The 17708-nt window shown below is 63.3% G+C and carries 13 protein-coding genes; 9 read left to right on the forward strand and 4 right to left on the reverse strand.

Going from position 1 to position 17708, the window contains the following annotated elements; genetic code table 11:
* Positions 1-16: 16 nt before the first annotated feature.
* Positions 17-982, reverse strand: coding sequence for a 2-hydroxyacid dehydrogenase (locus FH041_RS21255; RefSeq protein ID WP_140175037.1), 966 nt, complete (start codon positions 980-982; stop codon positions 17-19).
* Positions 983-1186: 204 nt separating this feature from the next.
* Here FH041_RS21255 and FH041_RS21260 point away from each other — a divergent pair, with 204 nt between their 5' ends.
* From FH041_RS21260 to FH041_RS21290, 7 genes are all read left to right on the forward strand, one after another.
* The gene (locus FH041_RS21260; RefSeq protein ID WP_027916602.1) at positions 1187-2869 is read left to right on the forward strand and encodes a fatty acid--CoA ligase; all 1683 of its coding nucleotides are present in this window, start codon (positions 1187-1189) and stop codon (positions 2867-2869) included.
* Between the two features lie 306 nt (positions 2870-3175).
* The gene (locus FH041_RS21265; protein ID WP_140175039.1) at positions 3176-5062 is read left to right on the forward strand and encodes a DUF1302 domain-containing protein; all 1887 of its coding nucleotides are present in this window, start codon (positions 3176-3178) and stop codon (positions 5060-5062) included.
* A gap of 25 nt (positions 5063-5087) precedes the next feature.
* The gene (locus FH041_RS21270; protein ID WP_027916600.1) at positions 5088-6452 is read left to right on the forward strand and encodes a DUF1329 domain-containing protein; all 1365 of its coding nucleotides are present in this window, start codon (positions 5088-5090) and stop codon (positions 6450-6452) included.
* 270 nt (positions 6453-6722) lie between these two features.
* Positions 6723-9437 carry a LuxR C-terminal-related transcriptional regulator gene (locus tag FH041_RS21275; RefSeq protein ID WP_132578373.1) on the forward strand — a complete coding sequence of 905 codons (2715 nt, stop codon included), beginning with the start codon at positions 6723-6725 and terminating at the stop codon, positions 9435-9437.
* Positions 9438-9595: 158 nt separating this feature from the next.
* Positions 9596-11203 (forward strand): tetratricopeptide repeat-containing response regulator, encoded by a 1608-nt coding sequence (locus tag FH041_RS21280; protein WP_027916598.1) that lies wholly within the window; start codon positions 9596-9598, stop codon positions 11201-11203.
* The gene (locus FH041_RS21285) at positions 11200-11892 is read left to right on the forward strand and encodes a sensor histidine kinase KdpD (RefSeq protein ID WP_027916597.1); all 693 of its coding nucleotides are present in this window, start codon (positions 11200-11202) and stop codon (positions 11890-11892) included. The genes FH041_RS21280 and FH041_RS21285 overlap by 4 nt, the downstream gene beginning before the upstream one ends.
* A 126-nt stretch (positions 11893-12018) precedes the next feature.
* Complete coding sequence (locus FH041_RS21290; protein WP_140175041.1) at positions 12019-12735, forward strand: OmpA family protein; 717 nt, start codon at positions 12019-12021, stop codon at positions 12733-12735.
* Positions 12736-12769: 34 nt separating this feature from the next.
* Here the strand turns inward: FH041_RS21290 and pta are convergent, their stop codons facing one another.
* Both pta and FH041_RS21300 read right to left on the reverse strand, forming a co-directional pair.
* Positions 12770-14857 carry a phosphate acetyltransferase gene (gene pta / locus FH041_RS21295; RefSeq protein ID WP_125922004.1) on the reverse strand — a complete coding sequence of 696 codons (2088 nt, stop codon included), beginning with the start codon at positions 14855-14857 and terminating at the stop codon, positions 12770-12772.
* Positions 14858-14888: 31 nt separating this feature from the next.
* On the reverse strand, positions 14889-15191 hold the full coding sequence (locus FH041_RS21300; protein ID WP_027916594.1) for a DUF3565 domain-containing protein: 303 nt from the start codon (positions 15189-15191) through the stop codon (positions 14889-14891).
* Here FH041_RS21300 and FH041_RS21305 point away from each other — a divergent pair.
* The gene (locus tag FH041_RS21305; RefSeq protein ID WP_027916593.1) at positions 15190-15675 is read left to right on the forward strand and encodes a peptidylprolyl isomerase; all 486 of its coding nucleotides are present in this window, start codon (positions 15190-15192) and stop codon (positions 15673-15675) included. The genes FH041_RS21300 and FH041_RS21305 overlap by 2 nt on opposite strands.
* A 145-nt stretch (positions 15676-15820) precedes the next feature.
* A complete protein-coding gene (locus FH041_RS21310) occupies positions 15821-16303 on the forward strand; it encodes a glutathione peroxidase (RefSeq protein ID WP_140175043.1) in 483 nt (160 codons plus the stop codon).
* A gap of 38 nt (positions 16304-16341) precedes the next feature.
* Here FH041_RS21310 and FH041_RS21315 read toward each other — a convergent pair whose 3' ends face one another.
* The gene (locus FH041_RS21315; protein ID WP_049695556.1) at positions 16342-17532 is read right to left on the reverse strand and encodes a glycosyltransferase family 1 protein; all 1191 of its coding nucleotides are present in this window, start codon (positions 17530-17532) and stop codon (positions 16342-16344) included.
* Between the last annotated feature and the right edge of the window lie 176 nt (positions 17533-17708).

A 17708-nucleotide genomic window follows, 5' to 3' on the forward strand; every position in this document is an offset into this window, starting at 1 on the left:
GAGCCGCGCTTGCGCCTCAGCCGACCACGCGGCGTGCCTGCCCGGCAAAGTACGCCTGGGCGTTTTCCGCCAGTTGGCCCACGATCCGCTGGCGCGCCTCGACCGCGCCCCAGGCGCTGTGAGGGGTAACGATCAGGCGCTCGATGCCAGGTTCGAGCAGGGGGTCGCCGTCAACCGGAGGCTCGACGCTCAATACGTCGGTTGCAGCCCCGCCCAGGTGGCCGCTGCGCAATGCATCGGCCAGCGCCTGTTCATCGATCAGCCCGCCACGGGCGGTATTGACCACCAGTGCACCGGGCTTGAGCATGGCCAGCTCGCGCTCGCCGATCATGTGCCGGGTGTGCTCATTCAGGGGGCAATGCAAGGTCAGGGCGTCGACCTGTGGCAGCAGTTCATCCAGGGGCAGGCGGTCGGCACGGCTCGGCCGGCCTGGAATCTGCCCGCTCAGCACGCGCATGCCGAAGGCTTCGGCCAGGCGCGCCACTGCACCGCCCAGTTCGCCATGGCCCAGCAAGCCGAGGGTCTTGCCCTCCAGCTCGACGATTGGATAGTCCAGCAGGCAGAACTGGCTAGCTTTGGCCCATCGCCCCTCGGCCACCGCCTGGTTGTAATCACACAGGCGCGTGGCCAGCGCCAACAGCAGGCCCAGGGTGTGCTGGGCCACCGAAGGTGTGCCGTAGCCCTGGCAGTTGCAGACCGTGATGCCTTGCGCCCGTGCGGCAGCCAGGTCGACGTTGTTGGTGCCGGTGGCGGCCACCAGGATCAGCTTGAGCTGTGGGTTCGCTTCGAGGCAGGCGGCGTCGAGCACCACCTTGTTACTGATCACCGCAACAGCACCTTGAAGACGTTCCGCCACCTGTTCTGGCGTCGTGGCAGCGAACAGCGCCAGTGAATCGAACGACTGATGCAGCGGTGTCAGGTCCAGGTCGCCCAGGTCCAGGGAGTCGTGGTCGAGAAAAACGGCGTGGCGCGAGCTGGGCATAGATGGGCTCCGGTTACAGAGAAGGGGATGAAGGTCTGGTTGACGCCTGTGGGCCAGTGTCCAGCCCCTGCTTGCCGCCCGTCAACGCCTGGCAGCCTCAGGCTGCATTGGCCAAATCATTCCTTCGGCTGATTTGACCGGCGCAGTCGCACACTACAGTGACGCCACGCCTTGCAAGCCCTCGCCTCAATGAAAGGGATATTTATGCTGCAGACCCGTCTCCTCAAGCCCGCCGACGACGCCTATGCCTACCCCCTGCTGATCAAGCGCCTGCTGATGTCGGCCAGCCGCTACGAAAAAACCCGTGAGATCGTCTACCGGGACCAGGTGCGGCTGACCTACGCCCAGTTGAACCAGCGCATCGCGCAGTTGGCCAACGTGCTGAGCGAAGCTGGCGTCAAGGCCGGTGACACCGTGGCAGTGATGGACTGGGACAGCCACCGCTACCTTGAGTGTATGTTCGCCATCCCGATGATCGGGGCGGTGGTGCATACCATCAACGTGCGCCTCTCGCCCGACCAGATTCTTTACACCATGAATCATGCCGAAGACCGGCTGGTGCTGGTCAACAGCGACTTCATCGAGTTGTACCAGTCCATTGCCGGCCAGCTGACCACGGTCGAGCGCACCGTGCTGCTGACCGATGGGGCGGACACCCAGGCGGCCTTGCCTAACCTGGTCGGCGAGTATGAACAGCTGTTGGCTGGCGCGAGCACGCAGTACGATTTCCCCGACTTCGACGAACACTCGGTCGCCACCACCTTCTACACCACAGGCACCACGGGCAACCCCAAGGGGGTGTATTTCACCCATCGGCAACTGGTCCTGCATACGCTGGCCGAAGCCTCGGTCATGGGCAGCATTGACAGTGTGCGGCTGCTGGGTAGCGATGACGTGTACATGCCCATCACCCCCATGTTCCACGTGCATGCCTGGGGTATTCCGTACGTTGCGACCATGCTGGGCGTCAAACAGGTGTACCCGGGGCGTTACGAGCCCGAGATGCTGCTCAAGCTATGGCGCGAAGAGCGGGTCACCTTCTCCCACTGCGTGCCCACCATCCTGCAGATGCTGCTCAACTGCCCTCACGGCAAAGGTGTGGATTTCGGCGGTTGGAAAATCATCATCGGCGGCAGTGCGCTGAACCGTTCGCTCTACGATGCGGCCTACGCCCGCGGCATTCAGCTGACAGCGGCCTATGGCATGTCCGAGACGTGCCCGTTGATCAGTGCCGCGCACCTCAACGACGAGCTGCAGGCCGGCACCGAAGATGAGCGCATCAGTTACCGCATCAAGGCCGGTGTACCGGTGCCGCTGGTGGAGGCGGCCATCATCGATGCACAAGGGCGTTTCCTGCCCGCCGACGGTGAAAGCCAGGGTGAACTGGTGCTGCGCGCGCCATGGTTGACGCAGGGCTATTTCAAAGAGCCGGAAAAGAGCCAGGCCTTGTGGGAGAACGGCTGGCTGCACACCGGCGACGTCGCCACGCTCGACAGCATGGGTTTCATCGACATCCGCGATCGCATCAAGGATGTGATCAAGACCGGCGGCGAATGGCTGTCTTCGCTGGATTTGGAAGACATGATCAGCGCGCATCCGGCTGTGCGGGAAGTGGCGGTGGTCGGGGCTGCCGACCCGCAGTGGGGCGAGCGCCCCTTTGCCCTGGTGGTGGTGCGCGAAGGCCAGGCGATCGACGCCAAGGCACTCAAGGAGCACCTCAAGCCGTTCGTGGAGCAAGGGCGCATCAATAAGTGGGCCATCCCCAGTCAGGTCGCCCTTGTTACTGAAATTCCCAAGACCAGTGTCGGCAAGCTCGACAAGAAACGCATCCGCCAGGACATTATCGAGTGGCAGGCCGGTAACAGTGCCTTTCTGTCCACCCTGTGAAAGCGGGCATGCGGCAATCTGTCCCGGGCCAACCCGCATGCCAGAGCGGTGCAGTGCTTGCCAAATTGCGCAAATGCGCCATTCTTCGGCACGGCCGGGGCGCAGTCGGAGCACACAGCACCGCCCTGGCGGCACGGAGCGCAAATCACACTTTAGAGGGATCGAGCGCCTGTGCCTTGCTGGCTATAGTCGGGGCCAGGGGCTTTCGGGAGGGGAGGGTGAGCAGGCGCAGGCTTGCACACCGGTCGTTCGGGCCGTTCCTTGAAGCACCACTGCCATAACAAAAAAGAACATGGAGTAGCGTCGATGAAATCTGCACACCCGTTCTGGCGCAGGGCCAGGTTGCCCATGGCTGTAAGCCTGGCGTCCACCCTTGCCAGTCCCGCTTTCGCGGTCAGTTTCAACATCGGTGAAATCGAAGGCCAGTTCGACTCGTCGCTCTCCATCGGCGCCAGTTGGTCCACGGCCAACCCCAACCGCAACCTGATCGGGGTCAACAACGGCGGCAAGGGCCTTTCGCAAACGTCCGACGACGGCCACCTCAACTTCAAGAAGGGCGAGACCTTCTCCAAGATCTTCAAGGGCATCCACGACCTGGAGCTCAAGTACGGCGATACCGGCATCTTCGTGCGCGGCAAGTACTGGTACGACTTCGAACTCAAGGACGAGGGCCGGCGGTTCAAGGACATCAGCGACTCCAACCGCAAGGAAGGGGCCAAGTCCTCGGGTGCCGAGCTGCTCGACGCCTTCGTCTACCACAACTACTCCATCGGCGATCAGCCGGGCTCGGTGCGCCTGGGCAAGCAAGTGGTCAGCTGGGGCGAGAGCACCTTCATCGGCAGCGGCATCAATGCCATCAACCCGATCGACGTGTCGGCGTTTCGCCGGCCAGGGGCCGAGATCAAGGAAGGCCTGATTCCGGTCAACATGTTCTATGTGTCCCAGAGCCTGACCGACAACCTGTCGGCCGAGGCCTTCTACCAGCTCGAGTGGGACCAGACCGTCGTCGACAACTGCGGCACCTTCTTCTCACAGCCAGACATCATTGCCGACGGCTGCACCGACAACCTGCGCGTGCTCAACAGCAGCCGTACCGTGCCTGCCGCCGCTCGCCAGTTCCTGGCCACCCGCGGCGTCAACATCAACGAAGAAGGGGTGATGGTGCGCCGTGGCGGCGACCGCGATGCCCGTGACAGCGGTCAGTTCGGTGTGGCCATGCGCTACATGTTCGAACCGCTGGACACCGAGTTTGGCGCCTACTTCATGAACTACCACAGCCGTGCGCCGATCTTCAGCGCAACCGGCGCATCGCCTTCGGTCTTCTCCGCCATCCCGGCCCTTCCAGCGCAGTTGCGTGCACTGGCACCGTTGATCGTGGCTGGCAACTCCAAGTACTTCGTCGAGTACCCCGAAGACATTCGCCTGTATGGCCTGAGCTTCTCCACCACGCTGCCCACCGGCACCGCCTGGAGCGGTGAAATCAGCTACCGCCCCAACGCACCTGTGCAGCTCAACACCACCGACATCCTGTTCGCCGGTGTGCGCCCGCTGGGCGGCGCCTTGAGCAACGCGTCGCTGCTCGATGGCGTGCCTGGTCAGGACCTGCATGGCTACCGGCGCAAGGAAGTCACTCAGTTCCAGACCACCCTGACCCACTTCTTCGACCAGGTGATGGGCGCCAGCCGCATGACCGTGGTGGGCGAGCTGGGCGTGACCCATGTGGGCGGCCTGGAAAGCGCCTACGACACACGCTACGGCCGCGATCCGGTGTTCGGCCCTGGCCCGTTGCCCGCCACCGGTGGGGCCAATACCTGCCAGGCGCTCAACACCAGCACCATTGCTGGCGCAGGTGCCGGTGCCTCGACGGCCAACCTGAACCGCAAGTGCGAGAAAGACGGCTACACCACCAGCACCTCGTGGGGCTACCGCGCCCGGGTCATCTGGGACTACAACGATGTGTTCGCAGGCGTCAACCTCAAGCCGAGCGTGGCCTGGTCTCATGACGTCTCCGGTTACTCGCCAGGCCCAGGCGGCAACTTCGAGGAGGGCCGCAAGGCCGTCAGCCTGGGGCTCGATGCCGAGTACCAGAACACCTACACCGCCAGCCTGTCGTACACCAATTTCTTCGACGGCAAGTACAGCACCGTGGATGACCGCGACTTCCTCGCCCTCAGCTTCGGCGTGAACTTCTAAGCATACGGATCCAGGACGACACGACATGAACAACACCAGAAGTCTGCTGCAAGCCGGTGTGCTGGGCCTGTCCCTGCTGGCAACCAGCGTGATGGCGGCAGTACCGGCCGGCGAAGCGGCCAAATTGGGCAACACCCTGACCCCCATGGGCGCAGAAAAGGCCGGCAACGCCGATGGCTCCATCGGGCCCTGGCAGCCGCTTTCGAAGACGGCCGGCAGCGTCGATGGCAAAGGTTTCCTCGCCGACCCCTACGGTACCGAGCAACCGCTGTTCACCATCACCGCGCAGAACGCCGACCAGTACAAGGACAAACTGTCTCCAGGCCAGATGGCCATGCTCAAGCGCTACCCGGACACCTACAAGTTGCCTGTCTACAAGACGCACCGTGGGTCAACGGTACCGGCCGAGGTGTTCGCTGCAATCAAGGAAAACGCCACCCAGGCAACCCTGGTGGAAGGTGGTAACGGCCTGAACAACTTCCGCACGGCAGTGCCGTTCCCCATCCCACAGAATGGGCTGGAAGTGATCTGGAACCACATCACTCGCTACCGCGGTGGCAGTGTGAGCCGCCAGGTCATCCAGGCGACCCCGCAGCAGAATGGTTCCTTCAACCCGGTGTCTTTCTCTGATCAGTTCGTGTTCCGTGATCGGATGAAAGACTACGACCCCAACAATCCAGGCAACATCCTGTTCTACTTCAAGCAGGAAGTGACCGCGCCGGCACGCCTTGCAGGCACCGTGCTGCTCGTTCACGAAACCCTCGACCAGGTCAAGGAACCGCGCAAGGCATGGATCTACAACGCCGGCCAACGCCGCGTACGTCAGGCGCCGCAGGTGTCGTACGACGGCCCGGGGACGGCTGCCGACGGCCTGCGCACCTCCGATAACCTGGACATGTTCAACGGCGCTCCGGACCGCTATGACTGGAAGCTCGAAGGCAAAAAGGAGCTGTACATCGCCTCCAACGCCTTCAAGCTCGACGACCCGAAGCTCAAGTACGCCGACATCATCAAGGCAGGGCACATCAACCAGGACCTGGCCCGCTACGAGCTGCGCCGCGTCTGGCATGTGGTGGCCACACTCAAGCCCGGCCAGCGACATATCTACGCCAAGCGTGACTTCTACATCGACGAAGACACCTGGCAAGCTGCCGTGATCGACCAGTATGACGGGCGCAACCAGCTGTGGCGCGTCTCTGAAGCCCATTCGCAGCCGTACTACAACGTCGAGGTACCATGGATCACCCTGGAAGCCATCTATGACCTGCAATCGGGGCGCTACCTGGCCTTGGGCATGAAGAACGAAGAAAAGCGTGCCTACAACTTCAACTTTACTGCCAGCAAGGCCGACTTCCAGCCTGCGGCCTTGCGTCAGTCGGGCATCCGCTGACAGCGAAGCCATAAAATGATGGGGCCACGCTCGGTGGCCCCATCGCGCCCATGCAAGGGTGCCAGTCCCAGCAGATGCGCCAGGCCGGTGCGATAAACCGTCTGAATACCCCGCCAAAGCCCCCATCCCAGCCTGCGTCGACCGGCGCTGTTGCTTTTTGTCGTAGTCTTTTTCCGACGCAGTCTCCCCGCCAACTTCAAATGCAGGGCGTTAACCGCTAGTCTCGCAACCACCCTTACGCCGTATTTTTCCACCCAGAACGAGCCGGCCATGACAGATCTGTCCCGTACGCATGGATGCACCAGCCAGGCCGTGGGCCTGATGGACGAGCATTTCTTTCGACCGCCCTTGCCAGATGGCCATGTCCCGCGTCAGCGTCTGTGCCAGCGCCTGCAGGCCGGGCTGGGCGGGCGGTTGCTGCTGATCAGTGCGCCAGCGGGTTTCGGCAAGAGTTCACTGGCCATCGAGTTCTGCGAGACGCTGCCTGCCCACTGGCGCACGCTGTGGTTGGGCTTGAGCCAGCGAGATGCCGATCCCGGGCGCTTTCTGGAGCGTCTGCTCGACGGGTTGCAGCAGCACTGCCCAGCCATGGATGGGCAGGCGATGGCGCTGTTGAAGATGCGCCAGCGCCACCAGCCGTTCGCGTTCGAGCCGTGGCTTGGCACGGTGCTCGACGCGTTGGCGCTGAACCTGCGCAGTGAGTCGCCCTTGCTGGTGGTGCTGGACGACTACCACCTTGCCCAGGGGCCCGTCCTGGACCACTGCCTGCAATTCTTCCTGAACCACTTGCCCGCAGGCCTTGTGTTGCTGGTGACCAGTCGTCAGCGCCCGGACTGGCACCTGGCACGCCTTCGCCTCTGCCGGCAATTGGCCGAACTGAACGAGCAGGACCTGCGACTGACCGCCGAGGAGTCGCTGGCGGTGCTGGGGCGCAGGCCCACTGGCCTGCGTGGCCAAGCGCTGGACAACCTCATCCAGCGCAGCGATGGCTGGGTGGCCGGGCTGCGTTTCTGGCAGTTGGCCGCCAGCGAGTCGAGCGATGAAAACGTTCTGCCCCAGGCGTTGCACGGTGGCGAAGGCCTGATCCGCGATTATCTGCTCGAAGAAGTGATCGACATACTGCCTGCGCCTGTGCAGCGCTTTCTCGACGAGACGGCGTGCCTGGAACGCTTCTGCGCGCCTCTATGCGACGCGGTACGGCTGCAACAGGACAGCAACGCGATCCTGGATTTTCTGCAATCGCACCAGGTGTTTCTGGTGCCCCTGGATGAGCATGGCCGGTGGTTTCGCTACCACCACCTGTTCTCCGATCTGCTTCGCAGCCGCCAGGCACGCGAGCCTTTGACCGAGCGGCACCTGCGTGCCTCTTGCTGGTTCCAGGCCCAAGGCTTGCTGGATGAGGCGGTGGAGCAGGCGTTGCGCGGGGGCGACCTGAACGCGGCGGCCGACCTCGTGCAAAGCCTGTCCGAAGAGCAGTTGCTGGCCGAGCAGAACGTCGCCATGTTGCTGCGTTGGAAAATGGACCTGCCTGACAGCCTGCTGGTCAGCACACCGCGCCTGATCGTGTTGTACAGCTGGGCCCTTGGCCTGGCGTGCCAGCTCGACGCTGCCGAGGAACTGGCAAGCCATCTGGGGCGCTTTCTGCCGGCGCCTTCTGCCACTGCCCAGAAGTCCATGCTCGCCCAGTGGCTGGCACTGAGCGGCGTGATCGCCAGAGGCCGAGGCGATCGTGAACGCACCCTGACTTGCTGCACCGAAGCACTGCAGAGCCTGCCCTGCAAACGGTATGGCCAGCGCCTGGTGTGCCTGTCGACATTGTCGAACCTGGCAATCGCCGAGGGCGACTTCTGGCGTGCGCGCGGTTGGAACCGAGAAGCGCTGGAGCTGGCGCAGCGCGTGGGCAACCCATTGTTCGAGGCCTTGGCCCACTATGACAGGGCCCGGGTATTGCACGCCCGAGGCGAGGTTGTGCGTGCACTGGGCGAAGTACGCGAAGGGCTACAGCGTTTGCACGGGTTGTCCGCACAGCGGTTGTATGCGATCCGGGCGCGGCTGACCTTGTACGAAGGGTATCTGCTGGTCGCACACCTGTGCCCGGAGCAGGGGCTTGCTCGGCTGCGTGGTGGCCTGGGCGAGGCACGTGCCTGCCGCGACATCAGTGTGCTCATCGGTCATTGCGTGATTGCCATGCTCGACGGCCGGGAAGGGCGCTTTGCCGAGGCGTTCACGGAACTCGCCGAAGCCGAACGCCTGATGCATATCTGGGATGTGCCCCCGGTGTACTACCTGGCGATGATCACCCTGGTCAAATGCGAGCTCTGGCTCGCGCAAGGGCGCATGGACCTCGCCGAATCCTGGCTGTCGCGCCTGGGGCAGACCTACGGCGGCGCGCAGGCGGCACTGGCGCCCGAATTTCACCCGTTGTTGCCCTGCCATGTCGCTTTGCAGCAAGCCGCGCTCGACCGCATTCAGGGGCGTGACGCAGAGGCGGCGCGCAACCTTGAACAGCTTGCCGAGCGCGGCCAGGGTTGTGGGGGCATGATGTTGACGGTCAGCGCCTTGTGCCCCTTGATCGCCTTGCACCTGGATCAGGGGCATCAGGCGCAGGCAGCACGCTTGCTGCCGACACTGCTGCAGGCGGCCAGGGGCGGTGTGTTGCAGCCGTTTCAGGAGCTGCTGCAACGCTACCCGCAGTGGCTGCGCGATCAGGTCCAGAGCAGCGAAAACTGTCCAGTTCGGGCCCAGTTGCTCGAGCGCTTGCCCGGCTTGCCATGCACCAGCGCCAGTGCTGATGCGCTCAGTAGCCGCGAGCGGGCAGTGCTGGAGCTGATCGCCCAGGGCTGGTCGAACCAGCAGATCAGCGAGCGGCTGTTCATTTCGCTGCACACGGTCAAGACACACGCCAGCCACATCAACAGCAAGCTGGGGGTAGAGCGCCGCACCCAAGCCGTGGCCAGGGCCAAGGCGCTTGGCTTGCTGGAGTGAGAGTGGCAGGGCATGCGGCGGGTAGCTAAAATGCTGGCCTGATGCCACCTTGCACGTGGCGCGTACACCTCGCTTATCTTTTCCGACCGCCTGCCGATACAGCGTTCGGTGGTTCGCCTCGTGCCATCTTTCCATTTCTTCCAGGGCAGGTCGTGTTGATGCTGCAGTTCGGGCAAAAGAGTTTTCTGATCGTTGACGACTTCACCGACTTTCGCACGTCGACCCGCTCCATGCTGCGCGAGCTGGGCGTTCGCGACGTGGACACCGCCGACAGTGGCGAGCAGGCGCTGCGCATGTGCGCCCAGAAGCGTTATGACTGCATCCTGCAAGACTTTCACTTGGGCGATGGCAAGAAAAACGGCCAGCAGGTGCTCGAAGACCTGATCATCGACAAGCACATCAGCCACGAATGCGTGTTCATCATGGTCACCGCCGAAAGCAGCCAGGCCATTGTGCTCAGCGCCATCGAGCACGAGCCCGACGCCTACCTGACCAAGCCCTTCAACCGGGTAGGCCTTGCCCAGCGGGTGGAAAAACTCTACCAACGCAAGGCACTGCTAAAGCCGATCCTCCAGGCGCTGGACCGCAATCGCCCTGGTGAAGTGCTGGCAGCCTGCGCCGAGCTGTGCAAGCGCGACCCGCGCCTGGCGCCGCTGTGCCTGCGCTACCGGGCCGATGCGCTGCGCAACCTCAACCGCTTCGAAGAACTCGAGAAGTTTCTCAAGGCCATTCTCGCCAGCCGCCCGCAGCCCTGGGTGTACGCGGCATTGGGCAGCTTGATGCACAAGCGCGGGCAGCTTGCCCAGGCCCAGGCCGTCTACGAGCAGGCGCTCAAGGCCTTCCCGATCATGCCCAGTCTCTACGATGGCATGGCCGATGTGCTGGAGGCGCAAGGCGAAACCAAGCGCGCCCAAGGGCTGTTGGAAGAGGCCGTGCGCCTCTCGCCGTTATCGGTTCGGCGCCAATCGAAGCTGGGCAAGCTGGCGTTGGCCAACGAAGACTTCGACAGCGCGTCCAAGGCGTTCCGGCATGCCGTGAATCAAGGGCAGAGCTCACGCTACAAGGACGCCGAGAATAACCTGGGCCTGGTGCAGGCGTTGATGAGCCGCAATGCAGGCTTTGGCCTGGACGCGCGCACCCGGGTCGAGATCAACACCACGCTCAGCGAAGTGGCCAAGGAAAACCCGGAAGACCAGGGCCTTCAAGTGCGTGCCCGCATGATGAAAGCCGCCAGCCTGCAGCAGGCCGGTGACCCGGAGACCGCTGCCAAGCTGACCGACCAGGCCGTCCAGCGCCTGGAAAAGATGAACCAGTTCTTCTCGGTCGATGCGGCCCTGACCGTTGCTCGGCAATTACAGGCATCGGGGCAGGATGCCGCGGCCATCGGCGTGCTCAGAAGCTGTGTGGAGAGTTATGGCGACGACCCCAAGGTCATGGAACGAGTAGGCCAGCTGACGGATGACCCCAGCGTGCTGAACGCCATTACCGAAGCCGTCACGCTCAATCGTCAGGGCGTGCGCAGTTACCAGGGAGGTCAGCTCGGCGAGGCGTTGCAGCTGTTCCGTAAAGCGTTGGGCCTGCAGCCCAGGAACATCAGTATCGCCCTCAATACCGCCCAGGCGCTGCTGCGCATTGGCGGAGAGAATCCTCAGCCTGCGATCATGCAGGAGTGCCGCGACGCCTTGACGAGCGTGGCCGGTATCCCCGCCAGCGATAATCGCTATGACCGCTACCGCAAACTGCATACCCGGGTGTTCGGCGCATGAATCTTGATAATCAGGGGCTGGATTTTTCCACGGTGATCGCCTCCACCGTGCACGACCTGAAGAATTCGCTCTCGGCACTGATCCAGTCCCACAGCCAGTGGGTCCAGCGCTTGCCTGAAGAGCTGCGCGGTGGCGCGGAACAGGGGGTGATGGAACATGAGTTCCGGCACCTTAATGGCATGCTGGTGCAGTTGCTGGGCTTGTACAAGCTCGGCGTTAATCAACTGCCGGTGTGCCCGGACTACCACGAACTCGACGACTTCATCGAAGCGCAGTTGGCGGCCCATGAAGAAGTGCTGCAACACAATGCCATCGAGGCGAACTGGCGCATCGATACCGATAATCCCCTGGGCTTCTTCGACCGTGAACTGGTGGCCTCGGTGGTGACCAACGTCATCACCAATGCCACGCGGTTCGCCGAAAAGGCCCTGCTGATTACCATCGAAGAGGCAGACAACCAACTGGTCATCTGCATCAACGATGACGGGCCCGGCTACCCGGCGCGCATGATCGAACGGCAACAGGAATACATCCAGGGCATCGACTCCACCAGTGGTAGCACGGGCCTTGGCTTGTATTTCGCTGCGCGTATTGCGGCCTTGCATGAAAGCGGCGGCGTACAGGGCCGCATCGACATCTCCAACGGGGGTGCGCTTGGAGGCGGCCTGTTCCGGTTGTACTTGCCCTGAGGGGTGAGCAGGGCGGTGCAGAAATGCGCAGGCGGGTGCGGAATTTTCACCCGGCAAGACACTCCAAGCCTGACATAGAGCCGTTCCAGACCTACGGCATACATGATCAATACGAGGAGCTTGCCCATGTTCACCATGCGTCGCCTGATTATCGTCGCAACCACTGCTGCCCTGATGACCGGCTGTGCGGGGCAGAACCCCTATGAGAACCAGGGGCAAGATGGCGGCGGCATGAGCAAGACCGCCAAGTACGGTGGCCTGGGTGCCCTGGCCGGTGCCGTGGCCGGCGCCGCGATCGATCACAACCACCGTGGCAAGGGCGCACTGATCGGCGCTGCGGCCATTGGCGCCGCGGCGGCCGGCTACGGCTACTACGCCGACAAGCAGGAAGCCGAACTGCGCGCGAAAATGGCCAACACCGGTGTCGAGGTTCAGCGCCAGGGCGATCAGATCAAACTGATCATGCCCGGCAATATCACCTTCGCCACTGACTCGGCCGACATCTCGCCGAGCTTCTACGCGCCGCTGAACAACCTGGCCGGCTCGTTCAAGCAGTTCAACCAGAACAACATCGAAGTGGTGGGCTTCACCGACAGCACCGGTAGCCGCCAGCACAACATGGACCTGTCCCAGCGCCGTGCCCAGGCAGTCAGCAGCTACCTGACCTCCCAGGGTGTGGACGCCTCGCGGGTCACCGTGCGTGGCATGGGCCCGGATCAACCCATCGCCAGCAACGCCGATACCAATGGCCGCGCGCAGAACCGCCGCGTGGAAGTGAACCTCAAGCCGATTCCTGGCCAGCAATACGACCAGCAGCAAGGCCAGGTTCAGCAGTATCCCTGACCGAGTTGGGGGGGCGCTTGATGGCCCCCCGCATTTAGCGCACTTCGCTCGCCTGGATGGCGGTCAGCGCAATGGTGTGCACGATGTCATCGACCTGCGCCCCGCGCGGTAGATCGTTCACTGGCTTGCGCAGCCCCTGCAGCATGGGCCCCAGGCTCACGCCGTCGGTGCTGCGCTGCACCGCCTTGTGCGTGGTATTGCCGGTGTTCAGGTCCGGAAACACGAACACCGTGGCGCGGCCGGCCACCTGACTGCCCGGCGCCAGGTCGCGTGCAACGGCAGGGTTCACGGCCGCATCGTATTGCAGCGGCCCGTCGATCATCAGTTGCTCGCCGCCATCGCTGGCCATGCGTGTGGCCTCGCGCACCTTTTCCACTTCCTCGTCGCTTGCCGAATCGCTCGAATAGCTGATCATCGCTACCCGTGGCGTGATACCGAAGGTGAGCGCCGATGCAGCGCTCTGGCGCGCGATCTCGGCGAGTTCGGCGGCATTGGGGTGGGGGTTCATCACGCAGTCGCCGTAGACCAGCACTTGGTCCGGGAACAACATGAAGAAGACCGAAGAGACCAGGCTGGCGCCCGGTGCGGTCTTGATCAACTGCAATGCAGGGCGGATGGTGTTGGCCGTCGAGTGCACCAGGCCCGAGACCAGGCCATCGACTTCATCCAGGGCTAGCATCATGGTGCCGATGACCACCGGGTCTTCGAGCTGTTGCTCGGCCATCGGTGCGTTGAGATTCTTGCTTTTGCGCAGCGCCACCATGGGCTCGACATAGCGCTGGCGGATCAGGTCCGGGTCCAAAACTTCCAACCCTTCGGGCAGGGTGATGCCCTGTGCGCGGGCCACGGCATCGACCGCTTCAGGCTTGGCGAGCAGCACGCAGCGGGCAATGCCGCGTGCCTGGCAGATGGCCGCTGCCTGCACCAGCAGCGGCTCGGCACCTTCGGGCAGGACGATACGTTTGTTGGCCTGCTGCGCGCGCTGGATCAGTTGATAGCGGAACACGGCTGGCGACAGGCGCATTTCGCGCGGCGCGCCGCAGCGCTGGCTCAACCAGGCGCCGTCGAGGTGGCTGGCCACGAAGTCGGTGATGAACTCGGCACGCTCGCGGTCATCGACCGGGATTTCCCGGTTCAGGGCATTGAGCTGGTTTGCGGTGTCGTAGGACCCTGTGCTGACCGACAGGATCGGCAACCCGGCCTGCAGCGCTCCGCGGCACAGCCCCAGAATACGCGCATCGGGCTTGCTGTCGCTGGTCAGCAGCAGGCCTGCCAACGGCACGCCGTTGATGGCTGCCAGGCTCACGGCAAGGATGATGTCGTCGCGATCGCCGGGCGTCACCACCAAGGTCCCGGATGTCAGCAGCGGCACGGTGTTGGCCACCGTGCGGGCGCAGATGATGATCTTGGTCATGCGCCGCTGTTCGTAGTCACCGGCATTGAGGACCTGGGCCCCGAGCAGCTCTGCCACATCGCGCGTGCGCGGGGCGTTGAGCTCTGGTTGATAGGGAATGCAGCCGATCAAGCGGAAGTCATCGCCGCGCAGCAGCGGCGAGTGCTCACGCAGGCGCGTCGAGAATTGCTCCATGCTCTGGTCGGTGCGCACCTTGTTCAGAATCACGCCCAGCACCTTGGGGTCGCGCGGACCTCCGAACAGCTGGGCCTGTAGCTCGACCCTGCCGGACAGTTCACTGAGCACTTCCTGTTCGGCGGCAGATACCAGGATCACTTCGGCATCCAGGCTCTTGGCAAGGTGCAGGTTTACGCGTGCTGCGTAGCTGGCGTGACGGGTAGGGACCATGCCCTCGACCACGACCACGTCGTTGCCCACACACGCCTGCTGGTACAAGCGAACGATCGACTCGAGCAGTTCGTCCAGCTGGCCATCGCCCAGCATCCGTTCGACCTGGGCAAGGCTCAAGGGCGTCGGCGGCATGATGCCATGGGTACGTGCGATCAGCTCGGTGGAGCGCTCCGGGCCGGTGTCGCCTGGGTGGGGCTGGGCAACAGGCTTGAAGAAGCCCACTTTCAGGCCGGCGCGCTCCAGCGTGCGCACAAGGCCCAGGCTGATGGACGTAAGGCCGACGCCAAAGTCGGTTGGTGCGATGAAAAAAGTCTGCATGCGTGCTTCTCGAAATAAGCGGTGCAAGGGATCAGCGATCAAGGGTAGCGCTATCGGGACCCTGTGCGCACCAACCGCACGGGAACGCCTGGCCGATGCGCTGCGCACGCTGTTCGGGGTCGAGCACCCAAGGGCGCAGTTGCCAGGGCGGCACGTGGCGCAGGTGCTGGGTGTGGCCACAGCTCAACTGGACGAACCAGTGGCCTTCGGCATCCTGGGAAAAACCGATGATCCGACTGATGGACATGGGCGGATCCAGGCGAGGTTCGCAATCGGGCGATGGCTTGGTTACACTTGTGCGTTCTACATTCTTTTGCAAAAGGTCTTGCCCCATGCTGATCGCCGCCAACAAGGCTGTCTCCATCGACTATACCCTGACTAACGACGCCGGGGAGACCATCGACAGCTCCGCCGGTGGCGCGCCGCTGGTTTACCTGCAAGGTGCCGGCAACATCATCCCAGGCCTGGAAAAGGCCCTGGAAGGCAAGCAGGCCGGCGACGAGCTGACCGTTTCCATCGAGCCTGAAGACGCCTACGGCGAATACCTGGCCGAGCTGGTCAGCACCCTGAACCGCAGCCTGTTCGAAGGCGTCGACGAGCTGGAAGTGGGCATGCAGTTCCACGCATCGGCCCCCGATGGCCAGATGCAGATCGTGACCATCCGTGACGTGGACGGCGACGACGTGACCGTCGATGGCAACCACCCACTGGCCGGCCAGCGCCTGAACTTCCAGGTCAAGGTCGTTAACGTGCGTGACGCCAGCGAAGAAGAAATTGCTCACCGTCACATCCACGGTGAAGGTGGCCATCACCACTGATCTTTCTGCGCTAAGCTCAGAAAGTCGCCAGGCGTTCGGGCAAGCCGCCCTGCCTTCCCAAGGAAGGCGACGGCTTGAACGAACGCCTTTTTAGTGGGCGCAATTTGCCCAGGTGCCGTCGGCGACCTGAAAAGGGGATTACAGCATGAGTGCATTTCACGACCTGAAGTTGAACGCGCTTGACGGTGGCGATCTGTCCTTGAAACCGTACAAGGGGCAGATAGTGCTGGTGGTCAACGTGGCCTCCAAGTGCGGCCTGACACCTCAGTACGCGGCGCTTGAGCAGCTCTACCAAACGTACAAGGACAAAGGTTTCACGGTCCTTGGCCTGCCCTGCAATCAGTTCGCAGGGCAGGAGCCGGGCAGCGAAGCGCAGATCCAGGCGTTCTGCCGCGTGAACTATGGCGTGAGCTTTCCGCTGAGCGCCAAGCTCGATGTGAATGGGCCCCAGCGTCACTCGATGTATCGCCTTCTGGCGGGCGAGGGCGCGGAGTTTCCGGGGGACATCACCTGGAATTTCGAGAAATTCCTGGTGGGCAAGGACGGGCGGGTATTGGCGCGCTTCTCCCCACGCACGGCGCCGGATGATCCTGCGGTGGTCCAGGCCATCGAGAAGGCCCTTGGCTAATCACGCACCGGGTGCTCGCCTTGGCCGCGGCGGTGGCTTCACAGCGGCGGCAGTGGCTGCATCGAGGGAGCTGGGCGCCCATGAGTGCTCAGTGAGGCGCTGAGCAGGTGCGCTTCGAACTGATCGACGATTTTCGACCACCCCTGATGGCTGGCATGCTGCCGCGCGTTGAGCCTCACCCGCCGCAGGGTCTCGCTGTCTTGCAGCAGCCAGCAAGCAGCATCGATGAATGCTGCCGCGTCGCCTGGCATGGCCAGCGCACCATTGTGGCCATGGCCGATGTGCTGCGCGGCCGTTGCCTGGTCATAAGCGACCACCGCCAACCCTGACGCCATGGCTTCGAGCACCACATTGCCAAACGTCTCGGTCAGGCTCGGAAATAGAAACAGGTCACTGCTGGCATAGTGCTCGGCCAGTTGTTCGCCTCGCTGGACCCCGCATAAGACAGCCTCGGGGACCTGCTGCAGCAGCTTCCCCCGCAGTGGCCCGTCCCCCACCAGGATCAGGCGTAATCTTCGCTGTGGCAGAGCCCGCTGCAGAGCTTCGAAACAGCTTTGCAAAAGCCCCAGGTTTTTCTCCGGTGCCAACCGTCCCACATGCAGGACGGCGATATCATCGTGGCTCAGCCCCCAGCGTTCGCGCAGCGCCTGGCTGCGACGAGCCGGGTTGAACAGCTCCGCATCTACGCCGCGCTCCATGTGCACCAGCCGCTCGAAGCCGCGGCGCTCGAGCCAACGCTGTTGGTTCAAGCTGGGCACGAGGGTCAAGACGGCCCGGTGATGAAACCAGCGCAGGTAAAGGCTTAGCAGGCGTGCTACCACGCCCATGCCGTATTGCCCTGAAGGGTGCGCAACGTGGGTATGCAATCCGCTGACAACGGCGATCCCTAACCGCCGAGCGGTGCGCAATGCGCTCAGCCCCACGGGGCCTTCAGTGGCGATGTAGATGACATCGGGCCGTTGCCGGCGCCAGTGCCTTGTTAGCGTATGCAGGGAGACCCCGCCGCGTTGCAACCCCGGGTAGCCAGGCAGTGGCCAATCGCGCCACAGTCGCACAACAGGGTTGTGGCCCGAAGCCTGCTCCCCTGGCTGGTGAGGGCGGACGACGCTGACCTGATGGCCACGCAGGCGCAGCCCTTCGCTCAGGTTCAAAAGAATGCAGGCCACGCCGTTGATGTGCGGGGCGAAGGTGTCGCTGACCAGGCAGATGTGCAGAGCAGGTGTGTTCATGAACTGACTATCCACTTGCTGCATTGCCGGGGTATGACGGCGAGGTGACGCCTGCATGATACATGGCTCACGACGGCCGATGACGCGCACGAATATTCATCGCGGCTGCACTCAAGAGGCGCAGTTCCCCGCCGATGCAGTTGCATTCGCCCCCACGCTCCAGGAGAGCGGTGATG

The sequence above is a fragment of the Pseudomonas sp. SWI7 genome, from assembly GCF_006351945.1.
Taxonomy (GTDB): Bacteria; Pseudomonadota; Gammaproteobacteria; order Pseudomonadales; family Pseudomonadaceae; genus Aquipseudomonas; species Aquipseudomonas fulva.